Raw genomic sequence first — 19983 nt, 5'->3', positions numbered from 1 at the left:
CACTCGGTTGCCGAGCAGCTTGCGATACGCGGCAGCACGAGACGGGCTACTCCGATTTTGCGATGAGGAGGCCCTTCCGGATTACCGCCGCCTGCATGTAAGGGGGAATAATCACACCGGCCCGGATGGCGTTATCAAAAGCCAGCAGCAGGTCGCTGTCCGGAATGCCCGCCTTTTCCCAGTAGGCGGCGGGATCTCGGGCAAAATCCGCGATGATCGCCAGCACCCCGTCATAGTCCTTCACCACATGACAGAAATTGGGAACCCAGACCGGAGCGAGCCGCACGGTGTGGCTGCCGATGGTTTTTGGGCTGGACGCCGTTTTCAGTTGCGCCAGGGTGGACTGCCAGAGATGGGTGCCGTTTTCGCCGAGCCCGAAAGGATCGACAAAGATATGGGGCGCGGGCAGGCTTTCAAAAAGCTTGAGATTGGTAATGGCGATCAGCAGCTCCTCAAAGGTGCCCATGCCGCCGATGTTATAGATTTTAAAAAGCGAGGTGCGGTCAAGAATATTCTGCCGCATGTGCCGGGCCGAATTATTGAAATTAAGCAGAATCGAGGGCCGCAGGTTGGCCTGTTGACCGATCTTTTCGCTGTCAATGCCGATGCCGATGCGCAGGATTCCCTTTTCCGCCGCCGCTTCGTCGGCAATGCGCATTACCCCCGGCCCGCTGCCGTGGCAGACGGCAAATTTGCCGCCGATTTCGGGCACGGTGGACAGCTGCTGAAAAAAACGATGGATCTGTTCGGTCAGCACTTCGTCCGTCCCTTCCACATGGGAACCGAACATGGCGATCATGGTATGCACATCCGCCACGTCCTCCTTGCCCTCCCTGGTCATCCAGAAGCCGCGGTGGAATTCCCGCACATGGCGGCTTTCGCCTTCCCCGAAAATCATATAAAAACGGGCGCCTTCCCGGTCGGAGAGATCACAGAAGGTTTCATAGGTGGTCTGACCAAAGTAGATATTGCCGCCGGACTGAACGGAACATTTGTCCCCCACCAACGAGATTTCCCGGCACCTGATGCTGCGACCGACAAAAACTCCGACGTTGTTGCGTTTCAGCACCCGCAGGGTATCGGTAACCGGAAATTCATGGGTCACAAAAACCTTGTGCAGATTCTGTCCGCCGCCCACCAGCTCAAGACTCTCGACAAAACCCCGCAGATCAGGGCTGATCTGCTGGCCGCGATGCACACCCGACGTTATGGTGCCCCGTATGACTTCGTAGACAATCCTGTTCTGGGCGCTTTCATGCCATTCGTTTTCCAGCATCTCCCGCTGAATGTCGATACATTTGCTGCGGGTCAGGATCCGGCCGTAGATGCCGCGCTCCACCGGATCGGAACTGATGCCGTCAAAAAGGACGTCGCAGACCTCCTGCTCGAAAATATTGGTGGCATCGGCAAAATCAACCCCCTGCTGCATGATTTTCCCGGCCCGGCTGGGAGTCAGTACCCTGGCCGCAACTCGTGTGGTTGCATGATCGGCGGAAAAAAGGCGCAGCCGGAGAAACAGGCTCCCGGTGGCAACTTTCTTGTCGCTGCCGTTAAAAATCTCAACCTGGCGGGGCACATTGAGCCCGCTGGTTCGCACCGCATCAAGCAAACGGGCGGCCAGATGGAAGACCCCCGGCTCACTCAGCTCCCGTTCGATGAGGGCGTTATACGGCCCCAGGGAGATACGGATGGCGCCGCAGAGAAAGTCGCCCTCCTCCAGCATTTCCGGCAGCCCGGCGCGCGAGGGGTACTGGATAAGCCCCAAGCCCTCCTTGGACTGGCGGAGAACGATCTGGGCATTCTGTCCCGCGGTAAGAATGGCGGTGGACAGCAAATAACTGATATTTTCCAGGGGAATGGTGATTACCCCCTCCGCGCTGACGCTTGCCCGGTGGGGCAGCAGCAGCTGATGTATCTCCTGCGCCTCGGCTATTTCCGGACCTGACAACGGCTTTTCCATGGGGATAAAAAGCCTGCCGATGGTCAACCGCAGGTTGCTGTCGACAATGGCGCGGATTTCGGAAAAAAGCATGTCGGGAATATGGGAATTAAGCGACATGAGCTGCACCGGCAGATCTATCCGCCGCAGACGCGTGTCTATCCGCGGTTCGCCCGCACCGAAATCAACATCGAGTCCGATCTGTGAGTGGCCGCTGCGGCCGATCAGGCAACACCGCTCCCGGAGCTGCCCTTCGCTCATCAGGTCAGCCAACACCCCGCGCAACGTGTCACTGGTGTCCTCCAGACGCATGAAGCCGGTCAGTTTCGGAACGCCGAGCTCCTCGTCGATGGTGGGCTCGGCACCCGGATCAAGGAAAAGATATCCGTCTTCGGTAAGAAGAGGGGGTCGCTTCATGAAATATTTTCCTCCTGCATCTTTATGCATCAACGCCTGAATCAGCGCTATTTTTTATCTTTGACAATGGTCAGTTTGACGACGACATCGGGCCATTTTTTTTCCTGCTCCTGCAGCGTCTCCGGCACCACGATCCGGCATTGTACCGTGGTGCTTTCTCCCAGGCCGCTCAGATAAATGGGCGTCGTGGTCAGGGTGTCGATGTGCGCGGCGTTCTCAACGGTAATCGATGTCGGCGTGATTTCCATGCGGCTGATCCGGTGACCCGAGGGCAGCGTGCCGATAAACTGCGGGGTGATGGTGATGTTTCGCGCCGCAACCTGCTTGAGCTGTACCTTGAAGTTCTGCGGTTGAATGTCAAGCAGCCGCAGTTTATTGGGGACAACAATGTTGGCCTCGGACAGATCAATCTGGTGGCGGCCGGGGCCAAGACTGGACAAATCCACCTGAACCCGCAACTGGTAAGGATCAATGGACCGCAGAGTCGTCAGGGGACCCTCCATGAGAAGCTTTGCCTCTTCCTGCTTACCGATCACCTCGATGTTTTTTGTCGCCTTGTTGTATTCGATCGGCACGGTGAAAAGCATCTCCCGGATCTCGGTTCCGGACTGAATCAAGGTCAGCCAGAGCAGCACGGCCAAGGAAAAACTGACTCCTATTTCAGCAAAGGCCAGCAGGGGATTCTTCTTTTTCCTGACAACACTTCCGGCAAATCTCTCCAGCCGCCGGTAATGCTCATGAATGAGCTTTGCCGCATCGCCTCTGGAGCTCAACTTCACCATTTCCCCATCAAGAAAGGCGGTGACCACTCCCCTTTCCTCGCTGACGGCAAAAACCAGGGCATCCGTTTTCTCGGCAAGCCCCATGGCCGCATGATGTCTGGTGCCCAGATCCTTTGACAGGCGATTGGAGGTGGACAGGGGAAGATGAACGCCGAAGCGACTGATTCGCTTTTCGGCCATGATCGCGGCGCCGTCATGTCCGGGCGACGTGGGATCAAAAAGACTGAGCAACAGCTGAACCCCGGCCAGCCCATCAATCCGGACGCCTTCCGTCACCCACTGCTGCAACGGCACTTCCCCCGGCAAGACAAGCAGCGCCCCCCATCTCCGCTCGGCCAGATCAAAAAGCGACTGATCGACTATCTCCGCGGCCCTGGTTTCGGTTCCCATCCGTCGATGATGGCCGATGGAAAAGGTGCGTTCAAGAATACGCCGGATCTCCGGCTGGAAAATAATGAGCAGCGCCAGCACGGCAATCTGGCTGAAATTGGAAAAAATCCACTCAATACCCTGCAGACCGAGGAGTCGGGCCACCAGGGCACCCCCGGCGGTGAAGGTGAGCCCGAGGGCAATCTTCCAGGTGCCGGTGGCACGAAGAGTGCGGTAAAACGAATAAAGCAGAAGAGTAATCAGGGCGATATCGAGGATAACCCGCCACTCAAGGAAATTTCGCATGGTGTATGGTGCTGTAAGGAAAATGTTTTGTCGGGCAGGCAGCCCGAGGTGTAAACGCAGACACATGTGATGATAAGATAAAAACACCACCTCAGCAAGTGAAAGTCCTGTGCCCCCTCGACTCTTTGACAGCAAAATCAGCTGTTTTCTTCTTCCTTTTACCGCTTGTTGGAAAAAATTCTTAAAATTATCCGCGCAGATGCGTATGATAGAAGAAAAGGCCCAGGCATTCGTCCCAGATATCTTACTTCATTTGGAGGACTCTTCATGAAAAGCTGCAGCTTGAACGATTTTATGCAGGAATTGCAACCGTGGCTCGACAAGGATCATATCCGCAAGGCGAGCGTGGATGACAAAGGCCATTTTATTCTGCACTTTGTCGACGGCATGAAAAATGTCTATCACATCGACGACTGCAATAAAGAACAGGTCGACAATGTCCTGCAGGATCTGAAAAAACAGGGAATCAGCGTGGAAGAATAACCCCGAGCGGCAACAGGACGGAAATCGGTTCCGCATGGAGCAGCCGCCCTGTTGCCGTCCAAAGGCGGGGATATCTTTCCATTGTTTTGAGCAATTCGTTTGAACTTCAGGAAAAATCACGTCCTTCACCGGCTTCCTCGTAAGTGACGCCGTCGCGGATGTGATAGATGCGCTTAAAGGTCGGAATGATCTTTTCGTCGTGGGTAACGATAATGATGGCCGTCTCATACTGACGGGCCATGTCGTTGAGAATCCGGATAACCGCCAGCGCCCGTTGGCTGTCAAGCGGCGCGGTGGGCTCGTCGGCCAGAATCACCGGCGGACGATTGATCAGGCCTCGGGCAATGGCCACGCGCTGCTGTTCGCCGCCGGAGAGCTGCGACGGCATGGCGCGGGCCCGATGTTCCACATCCAGCTCCTTCAGCAGCTCCGTTGCCCGCCGGCGCGCTTCGCCGTTTGCTACGCCGGCCAGCATGGGCAGCAGGGCGACGTTATCGGTGACATCAAGGAAGGGGATGAGGTACGGGGCCTGGAAGACAAAGCCGATTTTATCGCGCCGCAACGCCCGCAAATCAGTCACCCGCCAGCCATTGTCATAAATCACCTCCGAGCCGAGAATCATCCGGCCGGCCGTGGGCTCGATCACCGCCCCCAGCGATTTGAGCAGCGTGCTCTTGCCCGACCCTGATGGCCCGATGAGACCGACCACCTCGCCGGGAGCCACCTGCATATCCACGTTTTTCAAGGCGTCGACGGCGGTATCGCCTTTGCCGTAGCGTTTTTTCAACCCTTCGATGAGAATCCCCTTGCCGACCATGTCAACCTCCTATGGCCTCGGCCGGATCGACCTTCAGCGCGGCATGAATGGCGATAATGCTCGACAGCACGCAGATCACCACCACGGCGGCAAAACCGATTACCGAGTCGAGCGGTTCAAGCAGCACATATTTGGGAAAAATCGGCGCCATCAGCAGGGTGGCCGTGATCTTGCCCACCACAAACCCGATCAAACCCAGGGCAATGGACTGCTGCATGATCAGTCCGACAATGGTTCGATTTTTGGTGCCGATCAGTTTAAGCACGGCAATTTCACGAATTTTCCCCAGGGTCAGGGTGTAGATGATGAAGGCGACAATGGCCGAGCTGACCACCGACAGAATCACCAGGAACATGGCGATTTGTCTGGCCGAAGTGGCGATCAGCTTGCCGACGAGTATCTCTTCCATCTGGCTGCGGGTATAAACCGTCAAACGCTTCCAGCGGCGGATCGATTCCGCCACCGCTTCCGGGGTGTGACCCGCTTCAATCTGCACCAGAACAGCGTTGACGTAGGGGTTGGCGCTTTGCGAAGCGACAACGGCGTCGAGCAAACCGGGGACTTCCGGCCGGTTGAAAGCCGAATTTTCGGCGGTGCGGCGACGTTGCTGGCGGATGGCGTCATTATCCTTGAGAAACTGGGCTTCCTGCGCATCCTTGAGCGGAATGAACACCATTGGGTCACCGCCGGAAGAAACCATGCGCCGGGTCAGGCCGACCACGGTGTACTGGTTGCGGCGAATCAGGAGGTGATCGCCGAGCTTGAAGCCGGAGGCGATGTCGGCAACCGCCTCGTAATGGCCCCGGGTAATCTGCCGGCCCGCGACAAGATAGGTAGGCCAGCCGGGGGTGCCCGGTTCGCCCGCCGTGACACCGGTCACCATGGTGCGCACGTCACGCTCGCCCTGCCGCACCTGCATGGTGAGATAGGTGATGTTGGCCGCCCGCGCCACACCGGGCATCGCGCGAATGGAGCGCCAGACATCGTCATGAATGCTCGATGATTCGGCATAGGGGCCGAGCGTGTCCTTCTGCACCACCCAGAGCTGGGCGCCGCTGTTGTCGAGCAATACCTTGGCGTCATCCACCATGCCGCGGTAAATGCCGGCCATGGACAAGGTAACGCCGATCAACAGCCCAAGCCCCACGCCGGTAAAGACAAACTTGCCCCAGGAATGCATGATGTCCCGTCCTGCCAGGCTGATCATCGACTCACCCCCGGAATGTGATCAACCACCTTGATCCGGCTGCGCGCCTGCAAGGCATTTGCACTGTAGACGACCACCCGGTCGCCGGACTTGATTCCTTCACGCACCTGCACAGACCCTTCCAGGTCACCACGGCCCAACGAAACCGGCGTAAAACGCAGATCATTGTTTATAATTTGCCAGACGCCCAGGCTGCCGTTAACCTGCCGGACGGCACCATTCGGAATGACCGGCGCTGCCGGAAGCGGCGGCAGAAGAACAGTCACTTCGGCCAATTCACCGACAGGTGGCCGCGGCTCGGGAAGTTGATCGAATACCACCTTGGCCAGGGTTTCCTCGGTCACGACGTCGGCCATTGGCTCCACCCGCAGCACGCGGCCCGCTCGCACCTCGCCCGCCTGCGAACGCAGCACGATCTGCGCCGGCAGATCGTGCTGCAGGCCGCGGGCATGAATCTGATCAAAATGCACATTGATCCACAAGCTGTTCGGGTCGATCAGCTCCACCACCGCCTGGCCGGCCACCACCGTGGTACCGGGATCCGCGTCGCGCGCGGCAACAAGGCCGTCCACCGGGGCGACGAGATCCAAATTACCGCGTTGCGCAACCAGGGCCTCTTGCTCGGCACGGACACGGACGAGTTCTTCCTGCGCCGCGGCCAGACCAGCCTCAGCCACCCGCAGTTCATGCGTTTTGGTGGCCGCGATCTCCTCACTTACCGAGTGCACTGCCAGCAATTGTTCATAGCGCCGGGCTTGCGTCCGGGCATAGGTCTGCCGTTCCCGCGCTTCATGCAGTTGCGCCTCGGCGCCCTTATGCGCGGCTTCCTGGGCCCGGATCCGCTCATCGAGATCAACCGGGGCCATTGCGCCGAGGAGCTGTCCCGCCTTTACCAGGTCGCCCACCTGCACATCCAGCCTTTCGACCCGCCCGGCAAAGGTCGGGCCGATCCTGTAAGTGTAGCGAGACGCAACCGAGCCGATGCCGAACAACCCCGGAGCAATGGACCGCTCCTCGATGGTGACGACTGTCACCGGAATCGGCGCCAATGGCCCGGAGCGCAGGGCGACATAGATGAAGAGCGCGAGCAGCGGGACAAGTACCGCCAACAGCAGCGGAGTGCGGCTCTGAAAGGGAAATTTTTTCATGGTGTCCTCCTGATGCCGCGCAGATAGACGGCAAAAACCCTCGGCGCATCATGACGTATGCGGTTTTCATCACCGGCCAGCAGCGACTGCATGACCAGTCCCTGGATTGTTCCGATAAAGAGGATGACGGCTGCTTCCGTGTCAAGGTGAGGGTCCAGCTCTTCCCGGGCCTTGCCTTCTTCGATCACGCGGTGCAGTCGCCGGCCATACCGCTGGATGAGTCCCTGGACTATGGCCTTGGAGGCGGTCTTTTCAGGACGTTGCAGCTCGCCGAACAGAATGCGGGGAACGCCCGGATGCTCGCCGACAAACTCGACATGCGCCATGAACATGGCCTCCAGCGCTGCCAGCGGAGACGGCGCCCCCTGGATAGACTTTTCCAGTCTGGACAACAGCCGTTCAGCCACCCACTCCATCACCGCCTGCAGAATCGCGGCTTTATTGGGAAAGTGTCGAAACAGGGCGCCCTGGGTCAGCCCCATGCGACCGGCAATCGCGGCTGTCGTGATATCACTGGGGTTCTGCTCCGCGGCCAGCGCAACCACGGTCTCGACAGTCACCGCCCGGCGCTCCTCCGCCGGAAGATGCTTTAAATGGGTGCTCATGCAACCTTCCTCCTTAAAGATAGTAATTGATTACTCACATTAACAATATAATCTTTGCCGATTCTGTCAAGGGATTATGTGGATGGACGAAAAAGAACCCGGATTTTGCTGCCGGCCGGATGCCGGAGCAAGGGCACAAACCCTCTTCACTTCCGACAGCCGGCGGGCCCGCATGCGCGCGTACCAAGCCATCCGGAAATCATTTTTTTTCAAGGCGTTTTTAATATTCTGTTGACTTTTAGCATGGCGGAATATAATAGGCGCATGCTTTTTTTTTGAACATTTCTTTTACCGTTTTTAGCCGTTCATCAGTTTACTGAAAATAACGAAAAATTTTTTCGCAGGAGAAAAAAATGTCCCTTAAAATCATCCCCCTTGAAGAACAGGATGAACCTCCAGGCAATCATCATCTCACGATCTGCCCTCCCGCCTTTGCCTCTGCTGTTCCGGCACGATTCCCCGCCATTTCCCGCGCCAAAGCCTTCCGCAGCCGACACTTTCCAACAACGACTATCGCCGAATGGAACGACTGGCGCTGGCAGCTGCGCAACCGCTTCACCACAAGCGAGCAGCTGGAAAAAATCATTGAGCTGACAGACAGTGAACGCCAGGCCCTGCAACGCCATGGCTCCAATCTGCCCTTTGCCATTACCCCGTATTACGCCAGCCTTGTTTCCCCGGTCAATCCTCAGGATCCGATCCGTCGGGCGGTGGTGCCCGTGATCACCGAAATGCTGGTTTCAAGCGGCGAGGCCCATGATCCGCTCGGAGAGGACAGCCACACGCCGGTTCCCGGGCTGGTGCACCGCTATCCCGACCGGGTGCTCTTCCTGGTTACCGACTATTGCTCCAATTACTGCCGCTACTGCACCAGGTCGCGCATGGTGGGCCGATCACAGAATACAACAGCCTGCAAGGAGCGCTGGGAAAAAGCCTTTGCCTATATCGAAAACAATTATGAAATCCGCGACGTGCTGCTGTCAGGCGGCGACCCTCTCACCCTGCCCGACGAAACCCTGGAATATCTGCTCAAACGGCTGCGCGCCATCCGTCATGTCGAGATGATCCGTATCGGCACCAAAACCCCGGCGGTTCTGCCCCAGCGCATCACCGGTTCGCTCACCCGCATGCTGCGCCGCTATCATCCGCTGTGGATCAGCATCCATGCCATGCATCCGTCCGAGCAAACCCGTGAAATGAAAAAGGCATGTGAACGACTGGCCGACGCCGGCATTCCGCTGGGCAGCCAGACGGTGCTGCTGGCCGGCATCAACGACGACGTGCCGACCATGAAAAAACTCATGCAGGGCCTGGTGCGCATGCGCGTCAAACCGTATTATCTTTATCAGTGTGATCCGATCATCGGCTCCGCCCACTTCAGAACATCCGTGGCCAAGGGACTGGAAATCTACCAGGGCCTGCGCGGCCACACCACGGGCTATGCCGTTCCCACCTATGTCATCGATGCCCCCGGGGGTGGAGGCAAGATCCCTCTGCTGCCGGAAACATACCTCGGCCGAGAGGGCAACGATATTCTCCTCAAAAACTATGAGGGGAACATCTATCGTTATCCGGACGCCATGTAAGAACAACGCGCCGCATCACATTATATTTATCATGAGGACAGAATGAATATTGGCATGACCTATGACCTGCGGGCCGACTACCTTGCCGCCGGTTACGGCGAGGAAGAAACCGCCGAATTCGACCGACCCGACACCATCGACGCCATTGAAGGCGCCCTGCGGGCACTTGGCCACCGAACCGACCGCATCGGCAATCTTGACAGCCTGGTCAAGAGCCTGGCCGCAGGTCGGCGCTGGGATCTGGTGTTCAACATAGCCGAAGGACTGTATGGTTTCGGGCGGGAAGCGGTTGTGCCGGCCCTGCTCGACGCCTACCGCATTCCCTATACCTTTTCCGATCCCCTGATGATGAGCGTTACCCTGCACAAGGCAACGACCAAACGACTGGTGCGCGATCTCGGCATCGCCACCCCGGATTTCGTCCTGGTACGCAGCGTGGAGGAGATCGCCGGCGTCAATCTGCCCTATCCGCTTTTCGCCAAGCCGGTTGCCGAGGGGACCGGCAAGGGGGTGACCCCGGTATCGAAAATTGCCGCCGCGGATCAACTGGAAAGCGTCTGCCGCGACCTGCTCGCCACCTACCGCCAGCCGGTGCTGGTGGAAACCTTTCTGCCCGGTCGGGAATTCACGGTGGGCATCGTCGGCAACGGCGCCGAAGCCCGCTCCATCGGGGTTGTTGAAGTGGTGCTGCTGGAAAACTCCGACCCGGATGTTTATTCGTATCGGAACAAGGAAATATGCGAAGAGGTGGTTGAATACCGTGCCGTGAATGATCCCGAGGCGCAGGAGGCGGTACGGGTGGCTCTCCAAGTCTGGCACGGCCTCGACTGCCGGGATTCCGGCCGGGTGGATCTCCGTTCGGACAAACTCGGTCGGCCCAATTTCATTGAGATCAACCCCATTGCCGGACTGCATCCGGAACATTCCGATCTGTGCATCATTGCCGGAAAATTCGGCATGAGCTACCAGCAGCTGATAAGTGACATTGTCAGTGCCGCGCTTACGCGGATCAAGGGCTGAACCCGCCATGAAAATCGCCATTGTCTACAATCGCCCCGCCCGCACAGGCGAGGCGAACTGGCAGTCATCCCAGGATGTGCTCCAGCAGGTGGAGGCAGTGGAACGCTCCTTGCGGAAGCTTGAAACAGACTGCCTGGCCATCCCCTTTGACCGCGATGTTGATGCTTTTCTGGCAATGATCAGGCAGGAGAAAATAGAGGCGATTTTCAACCTGTGCGAAAGCGTTGACGACGATGCCCGGCTGATCGGCCACCCGGCGGCACTGTTTGAGCTGCTGGGCCTGCCCTTCACCGGATCAGGCTCCCTTGCCCTGATGCTTTCCACCGACAAACTGCTGTCCAAAAGACAGCTTGCCGCCGCCGGCTTCCCCACCCCCGATTTTCTCACCTATGACGGGGAGGATGTAACGACCCTGGCCGATTTCCCTCTGCCGGCCATCATCAAGCCCCGTTTTGAGGATGCCAGCATCGGCATTGACCAGGATTCCATTGTTTTCAAGAAAAAGGAACTCAAGGAAAAACTGCCGCTTTTTTATCGGCAGTACGGTCCCCTGCTGCTTGAACGGTTCATTGACGGCCGGGAATTCAACATCTCGCTCTTCGGCTATCCCCATCCCCACATCCTGCCCCTGGCCGAGATCGACTTTTCCGCATTCCCAGGCGAACTGCAGAAGATTGTCGGTTACCGGGCAAAATGGGACGAAAATTCCTTTGAGTACCGGAACACCGGGAGAATCTTTCCCCAGAAGCTGCCGCCGCTGCTGGAACGTAACCTGCGCAAGGTGGCGGCCGGCGCCTACAAACTTTTCATGCTGCGCGATTACGGCCGCATCGACCTGCGATTGGATGACCTGGGCAAGATCCATGTCCTTGAAGCAAATGCCAACCCCTGCCTCACGCCTGACGCCGGTTTTGTCGCCGCCGCCGGTCAATGCAGGATGACTTTCACCGATATTGTCCGCGATTTTGTCGGATTCCTTCATATACGAGCAAAAAAATGATGATCATCCGCGCCGCTGACGGCAACGATCGACACCCGCTTTTCACCCTGATCGAAACCATTGACAACTTTACCCCGGCGGAAAAGGAACTGGCCAGGGAAGTCATTCATGACGGGCTGGCCTCGGCTGAAAACGGCTACCATATCCTGGTGGCAAGCGACGGGGGCTCTTCCCTTGCCGGTTTTATCTGTTACGGTGAAATCCCGATTACGGTGAAGCGCTGGGATCTCTACTGGATAGCCGTCGCACCCGACATGTCGCGCCGCGGTGTCGGCACCCTCCTCATGCAGGCCATGGAAAAAAGGCTCGGCAAAGGCGCCCGCGTCTATGTTGATACGTCGGGCACCAGCGGGTACGCCCGGGCCCGTTCCTTTTACGAACGGAACGGCTACCAAGTTGCCTGCGTGTTTCCTGATTTTTACCGGGCAGGAGACGACAAAGTAGTTTACAGCAAGGATATCTGACATGTTCCGCATCCGACGGGTTTACGACAACACCCTGCCCATTGACCGGGACGCCATTGCCCAGGTTCAGGAAATACTGGCCAAGCAGTTTTCCGGACTGAGCCGCAAGGAAATCGAGAGCCTGCCCGCCAAGCTCACCAATCCGCTCAAATATCAATTCCGCACCATTCTTTTTGTGGCCGACGACCAGCGTCAGCGGGTGAAAGGATTTGCCCTGGTCAACTATGCCCCTGATCTCAATTTCAGCTATCTCGATTTTCTTTCGGTGCAGCCGACAAAAAATGCCGGCGGCATCGGCGGCGCCCTTTATGAAAAAGTGCGCGACGAGGCAAAAAACCTCAAAGTGTGCGGCATTTTCATGGAGTGCTTGCCTGACGACCCCAAACTGTGCACGGACAGGGAAACCCTCAAACAGAACAAGGCCAGGCTGCGTTTTTATGAACGCTATGGCGCAATGCCGATTGTCGGCACCGCCTACGAAACCCCGCTGAAAGAAGGGGGCGATTGCCCGCCGTATCTGGTTTTTGACCGGATCGGCATGAAAAAGCTACCTTCCCGGGAGGCCGCCGGAAAGATTGTCCGGGCCATCCTGACCAGAAAGTACGGCAAGGCTTGCCCGGCGGGATACATCGATATGGTGGTCGGTTCCTTCAGGCACGATCCGATCCGGCTCCGGGCCCCCCGCCACATCACCCCCGATGCCGAACGGGTAAAAACCGTCTTTTCCCTGGAGCAGCGCATTGCCCTGGTGGTGAATGACAAACATGACATCCATCATGTCCATGAAAGGGGATATGTGGAAGCACCGGCCCGCATCCGCTCCATCCTCAAGGGCATCGAACAGACCGGTTTTTTTGAAAGGCTGCCTGCCCGCCGTTTCCCGGAAACCCATATCAAACAGGTGCATGATCCCAAGTTTGTCGAGTATCTCAAGCGGGTATGCGCCCTGGTGGAGCCGGGCAAATCCGTCTATCCCTATGTTTTCCCCATCCGCAACGCTACCAGGCCGCCCAAGGAACTGCCGGTGCGGGCAGGGTACTACTGCATCGACACCTTTACGCCGCTGAACCGCAATGCCTATGTGGCGGCCAGGGGAGCGGTGGACTGCGCCCTGACCGGCGCCAGCCTGCTCTTTGAGGGCTACCGGCTCTCCTATGCCCTGGTCCGTCCTCCCGGCCATCATGCGGAACGGAAGGTTTTCGGCGGTTTCTGCTATTTCAACTCAAGCGCCATTGCCGCCAATTTCCTCAGCCGCCACGGCAAGGTGGCGATACTGGACATCGACTACCATCACGGCAACGGCACCCAGGATATTTTTTATGACCGGGGTGACGTGCTGACCGTCTCCATCCATGGCCATCCGAGCTTTGCCTATCCCTACTTTGTCGGTTTCGGCGATGAAGAGGGAGAAGGGCCTGGTTACAAGTGCAACAAGAACTACCCCCTGCAGGAACAACTGGACGGCGCGGCATATCGCCGGGTCCTGGAGCGCGCCTTGAAAAGGATTCAGTCGTTTTCTCCCCGTTTTCTTCTTGTCGCCCTCGGCTATGATCCGGCGAAAAACGATCCCACCGGCACCTGGCAACTGGATGCAAAGGATTTTTACCAGAACGGCCTTCTGATCGGCCGGTTGCGCCTGCCGACCCTGGTCGTCCAGGAAGGAGGCTACCGCACCAAATCCCTGGGCATAAACGCCCGCAGCTTCTTCAAGGGACTCTGGGTGGGTTTGCACCGTTTTTAAATTGCATGAGCCGCGCAATTTTCTCTTGCGGGTGTTGCGTCTTGCCGGTTTCGCGGATATGTTGATCCGTGCACGAGACAAAACCAGCCGGCCGGCGGCAAAGAAACGACAAAGGAAAAAAGAGATGATGAAAAAACGATTCACCCCGCTCCTGTTGCTTGTCCTGCTCCTTTTTGCCGGCTGCGGGGGCAATGAGCGGGCCGGCGAAACAGGGGAAAAAAAACAGACGGCGCAGGCGACAAAAGAACAAGGCGTGGAGAAAAGTCTTCTTGAACCGTGTCGGCTCATCACCGCTGCGGAAGCGGCAACCCTCATCGGAGAGCCGGTGAAAGAGGGACAGTACGGCGAGCAGCAGGTGGTCGGCATGAAAAAATGTTTCTTTGAAGCGGCCAATCCTGATTCCATGAAATTTCTGCAGATCACGGTGCAGCAATCGGATTTCATGCCGGCAAATGTCCGGCAGGCGGGGCAGAGTCCGAAAACAATTTTTGCCGCAACCAAGGAGATGCTGGCCGACGGACGGATCGACCTTGCCGATCTCGGCGATGCGGCATTCATCGGCACCGGAGGACTGCACATGCTTGCGGGCGACACCTACATCACCATCGGGGTCGGCAACCCCGAGCGCGACGGCAACCGCGCCAAGCTTGAAAACGCGGGCAGGCTCGTGCTGGACAAGCTGCGGCAATAATTGTCACTCTACGACAAGCGCGTCTTATAATCCTCATAGCCGAACCGGCGCACGATTTCAACCGCATCGGACTCCGGGTCATAAAGGACGATGGAGGGCAAGTGCACGCCGTTGAAGGTGGTGGTCTTGACCATGGTGTAATGACTCATGTCTTCCAGAATAAGCCGGTCGCCCACCCGCAGAGGGCTGGGAAAAGAGTAGAGCCCCAGCACATCGCCGGCCAGGCACGATACCCCGCCCAGCCGATAGGTGTGGGGAAATTCTCCGGGCAGGCCGGCCCCTCTGATATCAGGCCGGTAGGGCATCTCCAGCACATCGGGCATATGGCAGGAAACCGATGTGTCGAGGATGGCAATGGGGCCGTCGTTTTCAATGATATCAAGCACCGTGGTAATCAGCGCCCCGGTGTGGATGGCGATGGCCTCGCCCGGTTCAAGATAGATGGTGAGGTCATAGGTCTTTTTAAAATGATCGATAACCTCGCACAGCAGGTCGATATCATAATTGGGCTTGGTGATATGATGGCCGCCGCCCAGATTGAGCCATTGCATGGTCGGCAGGATATCCTTGAACTGCTCCTCAAAGACGCGGGCGGTGCGGGCCAGGGCGTCCGACCCTTTTTCACACAGGGTGTGCACATGCAGCCCGGTGATGCCGGCAAGCGACTTCCCGGCAAACTGCTCCCTGGTTATGCCCAGCCGCGAGCCTGGCGCGCACGGATCATAAAGGGCCACGTCGGTTTCCGAATGACGCGGATTGACCCGCAGACCGAAACCGACCTGATGGGGACTGCGTTCAATCAGGGGCTGGAAGCGTTGCCACTGGCTGAAACTGTTGAAGACAATATGATCGCAGAGTTCGAGCAGCTCACCCAGGTCGCTTGCGCTGAAAGCCGGACCGTGGCCGTGTACCTCGCCCTTGAACTCTTCCCGGCCAAGCCGCGCCTCATGCGGGGAACTGGCACAGACGCCCTTCAGATACCGCCGGATAAGGGGAAAGACCCGGAACATGGCAAAGCCCTTGAGCGCCAGCAGAATGGAACAGCCGGTGCGCTGCTGTACCGTATCCAGGATGCGCAAATTCCGTTCCAGCGCCCCCAGGTCCACGACAAAGGACGGGCTGGGTACCCGCGCGGGGTCGAAGTCTACAAGGTAACTTCGGTCCATGGCAGCCCGTGAATATTCAATTTTTCCATGAAGGGATCGGGATCAAGCTGCTCCATGTTGAAGACACCTTCCCCACGCCAGGCGCCGGTCAGCATCATCATGGCGCCGATCATGGCCGGCACGCCGGTGGTGTAGGAGACGGCCTGGGAACCCACTTCCTCATAGCATTTGGCGTGATCACAGATATTATAGACGTAATAGGACTTTTCCTTGCCGTCCTTTCTGCCCCGGATCAGGCAGCCGATGCAGGTTCTGCCCTTGGTCAGCGGCCCCAGCGAACCGGGATCAGGCAGCACCGCCTTGAGAAACTGCAGGGGCACGATCTGCCGGCCCTGATATTCGATGGGCTCGATGCTGGTCATGCCCACATTCCGCAGAACCTCGAGATGGCGCAGATAATTATCGGAAAAGGTCATCCAGAAACGGGCCTTTTTCAGGCCGGGGATATGTTTGACCAGGGACTCCAGCTCTTCATGGTACATGAGGTAAATCTTGCGCGGACCAATGCCTTCCGGGAAGTCGAACTCCTTGGCGGTTGACAGGGCCGGGGTTTCCAGCCATTCGCCCTCCTCCCAGTGACGGGCCGGGGCGGTCACCTCGCGGATATTGATCTCCGGATTGAAATTGGTGGCAAATGGCCGGCCATGGTCGCCGGCATTGCAGTCGATGATGTCCAGCTCGTCAATCCGGTCAAAATGGTGCTTGAGCGCCCAGGCGGTATAAACATTGGTGACGCCGGGGTCAAAACCGGAGCCGAGCAGGGCCATGAGTCCGGCCTTCTTGAACTTTTCCTGATAGGCCCACTGCCATTTATACTCGAATTTGGCTTCATCAAGGGGCTCATAGTTGGCGGTATCGAGGTAGTGAACGCCGCATTCCAGGCAGGCATCCATGATGGTCAGATCCTGATAGGGAAGCGCGACGTTGATGCACAGTTCCGGCTTGAAATCACGCATCAGGGCCACCAGTTCGGGGACGTTGTCGGCGTCGACCCGGGCCGTTTGGATCGGCCGGGAAACCTGCGCGGCAATGGCATCGCACTTCGCCTTGGTGCGCGAGGCCAGCATAATGTCGGAAAAGACCTCCGGCACCTGGCAGCATTTATGAACAACAACCGAACCGACTCCGCCGGCGCCTATGATCAGTACTCGTGACATGGCAAACTCCTTTCCTTGTTGACTCGTTCAACCGTTTCAACGTTCCATCGTTTCAACGGCGTCCTTCCGATTCGTGAATTCTAAAATTTCAGATAGGTATACCCTTCCAGACAGCTCTCGTAAAAATCGATCAGCTTGACTCCTTCCCGGGGCTGGATGGTGCCCCGGTGCACCTGCCGGTCAATTTTCCGCTTAATGCTCCTGGCCATGATCTCCGGGCTGTATTGCATGGTGGCAAGAACATTCTGGGCCGATGCCCCCTTGATCACCTCTTCGATATAAAAATCAGAGGGATCATCATCATCGCAGTAGACATGCACCTCGTTCAGCCGGCCGAAAAGGTTATGCATGTCGCCCATCACGTCCTGATAGGCGCCGGTGAGAAAAAGGCCGATAAAATAATCCTCATCCTTTTTCAGGTCATGAAGCAGCAAACTCTCATCATAGCCGTTCTTGGCAATGAACTTGTCGATCTTACCGTCCGAATCACAGGTGATATCGGCGATGGAACACCTTTCGCCCGGGATTTCGTCGAGCCGCATTACCGGCATGATGGGCAGCAACTGGCTGATGGCCCAGGTATCGGCGGCTGACTGGAAAACGGAAAAATTGCAGAGATACTGGCTGGCCCGCAACTCGTCTATCTGCTGCAGCTCCTTGGGAACGAAATCCGCCCGTTTCATGACGTCACGGATCTGGCCGATGATCTTCCAGTAGATGGTTTCGATCTTGGCCCGCTCCTCCAGGGAAATGACGCCCAGCTTAAAGGCCTGGATCGAATCAAGTTTGATCTGCTGGACATCGTTGTAGATCTCCTGATAATTCTCCATGGTCAGGTCACCCGCCGACTCCCGCATGTTGCCGACCAGAATGTGCTCGCCGGCGGTTTTATCGGTGTTAAAGGAATCGCTGGTCTGGTGAATGATATTGACCACATTGGTGATGACGCAGGAGTGGTGGGCGGTAACGTAGCGGCCGCTCTCGCTGACAATGTTGGGATGATGGATATTGACCTGTTCGCAGATCTGCTGCAGCACGGCGATGATGTCCGCCGCATATTCCTGCAGGGTGTAATTGCGCGAGGAATTGGTGGAAGAACGCGAGCCGTCGTAATCCACGCCGAGACCGCCGCCCACGTCGAAATATTCGATATTGAGCCCGGACAGCACCAGATCGGCGTAAATGCGACCGGCCTCGTTGACCGCCTCCTTCAACACCCGGATATCGGGAATCTGGCTGCCCACATGGAAATGAAGCAGGGTGAGACAGTCGGTCATGTTATACCGCTTCAACAGGTCGACCCCGCTTAAAATCTCGCTGCTGGTCAGACCGAATTTGGCCCGGTCGCCGCTGGACCCGGCCCAGCGGCCGCCCCCCTGCACCGACAGTTTGGCCCGCACGCCGATAAGGGGTGAAACATTCATTTCCTCCGACAGCCGGATAATCATCTCAAACTCGGAGAAATTTTCCACGACGATAATGACCTTGCGGTCAAGCTTGCGGCCCAGGAGCGCCAGACGAATGTACTCCTCGTCCTTGTACCCGTTCAGCACGGTGAGGGCGTTTCTGTTTTCATTCAAGGCAAGGGCCGCCATCAACTCGGATTTTGACCCGGCCTCCAGCCCGTAGTCAAAGGGGTCACCGGCATCGATGATCTCCTCCACCACCTCGCGGGTCTGGTTCACCTTGATGGGATAAACGCCGACAAAACGGCCCTGATAACCGCTTTCCTCCATGGCTTCGCGGAAGGTCAGGTTGAGCTGGCGCACCTGGGCGCGGAGAATATCATGAAAACGGATGACCGTGGGGAACGGGATGTCCTGACTTTTGATCTCATCAATCACCTCAAGAATATCTATGGCCGGGCCGTCATCCCGTTTTTCAGGCAGTACGCAGACGTGCCCGTTTTCATTGATGCCGAAAAAACCGTTCCCCCAGCGCAGCACGTTATAGAGTTCAGCATTTGCATTGATGATTTTTCGTTTATCCAACATGGACCGCCTCCCCATGCAAGGCAAGAATGAGCTCCCTGACCACCTTGGCGGCAAAGACATCGCTGTTGCCGGTCGGATCAATAACAGGAGCCAGCTCCACCACATCGGCCCCCACCAGATTCTTCTCGCTTACTATTTTGATGATATCGACAAATGAATGAAAATCCTCGCCGCCCGCCTCCGGAGTCCCTGTTCCCGGCAGAAAGGCGGGATCAAAATAATCAAGATCAAGGGTCAGGTAGAGAGGGCGTTCTTTCGGCACCTGCCGCACGAAAGACAAAAATTGCCGCAGATCCCCATACAGGGTCTTCTTGCGCCGCATCCAGGCAAACTCCTCCCTGGTCCCGGAACGAATGCCGAACTGGGCAAGCTCCTGCCCGGCCCCGAAATGATCAAGGCATCGTCTGATCACCGAGGCATGGGAGTAATGATAGCCCTCGTAACCGTCACGCAGGTCGGCATGGGCGTCGAGATGAAGAAGCAGAAGATCGGGGAAAACGGCAAGATATTTCGCAATAACCGGGTAGGACACCGAATGCTCCCCTCCCAGGGTCAGAAGCCTTATCGACTTGCCGGCTAAATCAGCTGGTTCGAGCAACCCGTTGAAGGCCTCCAGAAAAACCTGCCAGTCATCACCGGCATCACCGCTGTTGCCGACCCGGATATTGCCGAGATCATAAAAAACCGCGTCCGCCAGATCGCGATCAAGATAGGGAGAATAGCTTTCAATATCGGCCGACACGCGCCTGACGGCATCCGGCCCAGCGGCAGCACCCTTCCGGAAACAGGCGGTCCCGTCAAAGCCCGCACCGATGATGTTGACGCCGCCGGGCTGAAGGCTATCGGCAGAGCGAGAACATTCGTATGGGATTTCGGTTCCTCGCAACAGCGACATGGGCAGACCCTCTTTTTTCACGGATTGACAATAGTACCATACCTGAATTTGGAACCTTTCGCGATGGCAAAAAAGGCGGAAATATACACCCTTGCCGAATCCAGTCAAGTTTTTTCAGAATACTCCGGCGGATGATCGACACATGGCAGGAGGAAGCACGGAGCGCACAAAATGTTCTCTTTTTCTCCCTGTGCGC

The 19983-nt window shown here is 57.3% G+C and carries 17 protein-coding genes; 7 read left to right on the top strand and 10 right to left on the bottom strand.

Annotation, left to right across the window (positions count from 1 at the left end):
* Nucleotides 1–46 precede the first annotated feature (46 nt).
* Both BM485_15630 and BM485_15625 read right to left on the bottom strand, forming a co-directional pair.
* Nucleotides 47–2356 (bottom strand): hypothetical protein, encoded by a 2310-nt coding sequence (locus BM485_15630; GenBank protein OKY74047.1) that lies wholly within the window; start codon nt 2354–2356, stop codon nt 47–49.
* Nucleotides 2357–2403: 47 nt separating this feature from the next.
* Entirely contained in the window at nt 2404–3813 is a 1410-nt protein-coding gene (locus tag BM485_15625; GenBank protein OKY74046.1) for a hypothetical protein, read from the bottom strand.
* 267 nt (nt 3814–4080) lie between these two features.
* Here BM485_15625 and BM485_15620 point away from each other — a divergent pair, with 267 nt between their 5' ends.
* On the top strand, nt 4081–4296 hold the full coding sequence (locus tag BM485_15620; protein OKY74045.1) for a hypothetical protein: 216 nt from the start codon (nt 4081–4083) through the stop codon (nt 4294–4296).
* A gap of 106 nt (nt 4297–4402) precedes the next feature.
* Here BM485_15620 and BM485_15615 read toward each other — a convergent pair whose 3' ends face one another.
* The 4 genes from BM485_15615 to BM485_15600 are packed head-to-tail and all read right to left on the bottom strand — an operon-like array spanning nt 4403 to nt 8073.
* Nucleotides 4403–5113 (bottom strand): ABC transporter, encoded by a 711-nt coding sequence (locus tag BM485_15615; protein ID OKY74044.1) that lies wholly within the window; start codon nt 5111–5113, stop codon nt 4403–4405.
* A 1-nt stretch (nt 5114) separates the two neighbouring features.
* Nucleotides 5115–6320: an ABC transporter permease gene (locus BM485_15610; protein ID OKY74043.1), complete on the bottom strand. Its 1206-nt coding sequence runs from the start codon at nt 6318–6320 to the stop codon at nt 5115–5117.
* A complete protein-coding gene (locus BM485_15605) occupies nt 6317–7468 on the bottom strand; it encodes an efflux transporter periplasmic adaptor subunit (protein ID OKY74042.1) in 1152 nt (383 codons plus the stop codon). The genes BM485_15610 and BM485_15605 overlap by 4 nt, the downstream gene beginning before the upstream one ends.
* Nucleotides 7465–8073: a TetR family transcriptional regulator gene (locus BM485_15600; protein OKY74041.1), complete on the bottom strand. Its 609-nt coding sequence runs from the start codon at nt 8071–8073 to the stop codon at nt 7465–7467. Before BM485_15600 ends, BM485_15605 begins: the two co-directional genes overlap by 4 nt.
* A gap of 353 nt (nt 8074–8426) precedes the next feature.
* Between BM485_15600 and BM485_15595 the strand changes: the two genes are divergently transcribed.
* Genes BM485_15595 through BM485_15570 form a run of 6 tightly spaced genes read left to right on the top strand, consistent with a single transcriptional unit; the run spans nt 8427 to nt 14575 of the window.
* Nucleotides 8427–9659, top strand: coding sequence for a lysine 2,3-aminomutase (locus tag BM485_15595; GenBank protein OKY74040.1), 1233 nt, complete (start codon nt 8427–8429; stop codon nt 9657–9659).
* Between the two features lie 42 nt (nt 9660–9701).
* Complete coding sequence (locus BM485_15590; GenBank protein ID OKY74039.1) at nt 9702–10679, top strand: D-alanine--D-alanine ligase; 978 nt, start codon at nt 9702–9704, stop codon at nt 10677–10679.
* A gap of 7 nt (nt 10680–10686) precedes the next feature.
* A complete protein-coding gene (locus tag BM485_15585; GenBank protein ID OKY74038.1) occupies nt 10687–11679 on the top strand; it encodes a hypothetical protein in 993 nt (330 codons plus the stop codon).
* Nucleotides 11679–12143, top strand: coding sequence for a hypothetical protein (locus tag BM485_15580; GenBank protein ID OKY74037.1), 465 nt, complete (start codon nt 11679–11681; stop codon nt 12141–12143). Before BM485_15585 ends, BM485_15580 begins: the two co-directional genes overlap by 1 nt.
* 1 nt (nt 12144) lies before the next feature.
* On the top strand, nt 12145–13884 hold the full coding sequence (locus BM485_15575; GenBank protein ID OKY74036.1) for an acetylpolyamine amidohydrolase: 1740 nt from the start codon (nt 12145–12147) through the stop codon (nt 13882–13884).
* A gap of 1 nt (nt 13885) precedes the next feature.
* A complete protein-coding gene (locus BM485_15570) occupies nt 13886–14575 on the top strand; it encodes a hypothetical protein (protein OKY74035.1) in 690 nt (229 codons plus the stop codon).
* A gap of 8 nt (nt 14576–14583) precedes the next feature.
* On the opposite strand, the gene BM485_15565 is transcribed toward BM485_15570, so the two are convergent.
* The 4 genes from BM485_15565 to BM485_15550 all read right to left on the bottom strand — a co-directional run bounded on the left by BM485_15565 (nt 14584) and on the right by BM485_15550 (nt 19787).
* Nucleotides 14584–15741 (bottom strand): carboxynorspermidine decarboxylase, encoded by a 1158-nt coding sequence (locus BM485_15565; GenBank protein OKY74034.1) that lies wholly within the window; start codon nt 15739–15741, stop codon nt 14584–14586.
* Nucleotides 15720–16898: a saccharopine dehydrogenase gene (locus BM485_15560; protein ID OKY74033.1), complete on the bottom strand. Its 1179-nt coding sequence runs from the start codon at nt 16896–16898 to the stop codon at nt 15720–15722. Before BM485_15560 ends, BM485_15565 begins: the two co-directional genes overlap by 22 nt.
* A gap of 80 nt (nt 16899–16978) precedes the next feature.
* The gene (locus BM485_15555; protein ID OKY74032.1) at nt 16979–18892 is read right to left on the bottom strand and encodes an arginine decarboxylase; all 1914 of its coding nucleotides are present in this window, start codon (nt 18890–18892) and stop codon (nt 16979–16981) included.
* Entirely contained in the window at nt 18882–19787 is a 906-nt protein-coding gene (locus BM485_15550; GenBank protein ID OKY74099.1) for an agmatinase, read from the bottom strand. Before BM485_15550 ends, BM485_15555 begins: the two co-directional genes overlap by 11 nt.
* Nucleotides 19788–19983: the final 196 nt, after the last annotated feature.

Source organism: Desulfobulbaceae bacterium DB1, from assembly GCA_001914235.1.
GTDB lineage: Bacteria > Desulfobacterota > Desulfobulbia > Desulfobulbales > SURF-16 > DB1.
Note: the sequence above shows the minus strand (reverse complement) of the source record. Positions and strands in the feature narration are given on the sequence as shown.

What these genes read in the sequence shown, in the direction of transcription:
- BM485_15565 (OKY74034.1), bottom strand. Translation starts at nt 15,741, where the DNA reads ATGGACCGAAGTTACCTTGTAGACTTCGACCCCGCGCGGGTACCCAGC.
- BM485_15625 (OKY74046.1), bottom strand. Translation starts at nt 3,813, where the DNA reads ATGCGAAATTTCCTTGAGTGGCGGGTTATCCTCGATATCGCCCTGATT.
- BM485_15605 (OKY74042.1), bottom strand. Translation starts at nt 7,468, where the DNA reads ATGAAAAAATTTCCCTTTCAGAGCCGCACTCCGCTGCTGTTGGCGGTA.
- BM485_15575 (OKY74036.1), top strand. Translation starts at nt 12,145, where the DNA reads ATGTTCCGCATCCGACGGGTTTACGACAACACCCTGCCCATTGACCGG.
- BM485_15630 (OKY74047.1), bottom strand. Translation starts at nt 2,356, where the DNA reads ATGAAGCGACCCCCTCTTCTTACCGAAGACGGATATCTTTTCCTTGAT.
- BM485_15560 (OKY74033.1), bottom strand. Translation starts at nt 16,898, where the DNA reads ATGTCACGAGTACTGATCATAGGCGCCGGCGGAGTCGGTTCGGTTGTT.
- BM485_15610 (OKY74043.1), bottom strand. Translation starts at nt 6,320, where the DNA reads ATGATCAGCCTGGCAGGACGGGACATCATGCATTCCTGGGGCAAGTTT.
- BM485_15615 (OKY74044.1), bottom strand. Translation starts at nt 5,113, where the DNA reads ATGGTCGGCAAGGGGATTCTCATCGAAGGGTTGAAAAAACGCTACGGC.
- BM485_15550 (OKY74099.1), bottom strand. Translation starts at nt 19,787, where the DNA reads ATGTCGCTGTTGCGAGGAACCGAAATCCCATACGAATGTTCTCGCTCT.
- BM485_15585 (OKY74038.1), top strand. Translation starts at nt 10,687, where the DNA reads ATGAAAATCGCCATTGTCTACAATCGCCCCGCCCGCACAGGCGAGGCG.
- BM485_15595 (OKY74040.1), top strand. Translation starts at nt 8,427, where the DNA reads ATGTCCCTTAAAATCATCCCCCTTGAAGAACAGGATGAACCTCCAGGC.
- BM485_15590 (OKY74039.1), top strand. Translation starts at nt 9,702, where the DNA reads ATGAATATTGGCATGACCTATGACCTGCGGGCCGACTACCTTGCCGCC.
- BM485_15580 (OKY74037.1), top strand. Translation starts at nt 11,679, where the DNA reads ATGATCATCCGCGCCGCTGACGGCAACGATCGACACCCGCTTTTCACC.
- BM485_15555 (OKY74032.1), bottom strand. Translation starts at nt 18,892, where the DNA reads ATGTTGGATAAACGAAAAATCATCAATGCAAATGCTGAACTCTATAAC.
- BM485_15620 (OKY74045.1), top strand. Translation starts at nt 4,081, where the DNA reads ATGAAAAGCTGCAGCTTGAACGATTTTATGCAGGAATTGCAACCGTGG.
- BM485_15600 (OKY74041.1), bottom strand. Translation starts at nt 8,073, where the DNA reads ATGAGCACCCATTTAAAGCATCTTCCGGCGGAGGAGCGCCGGGCGGTG.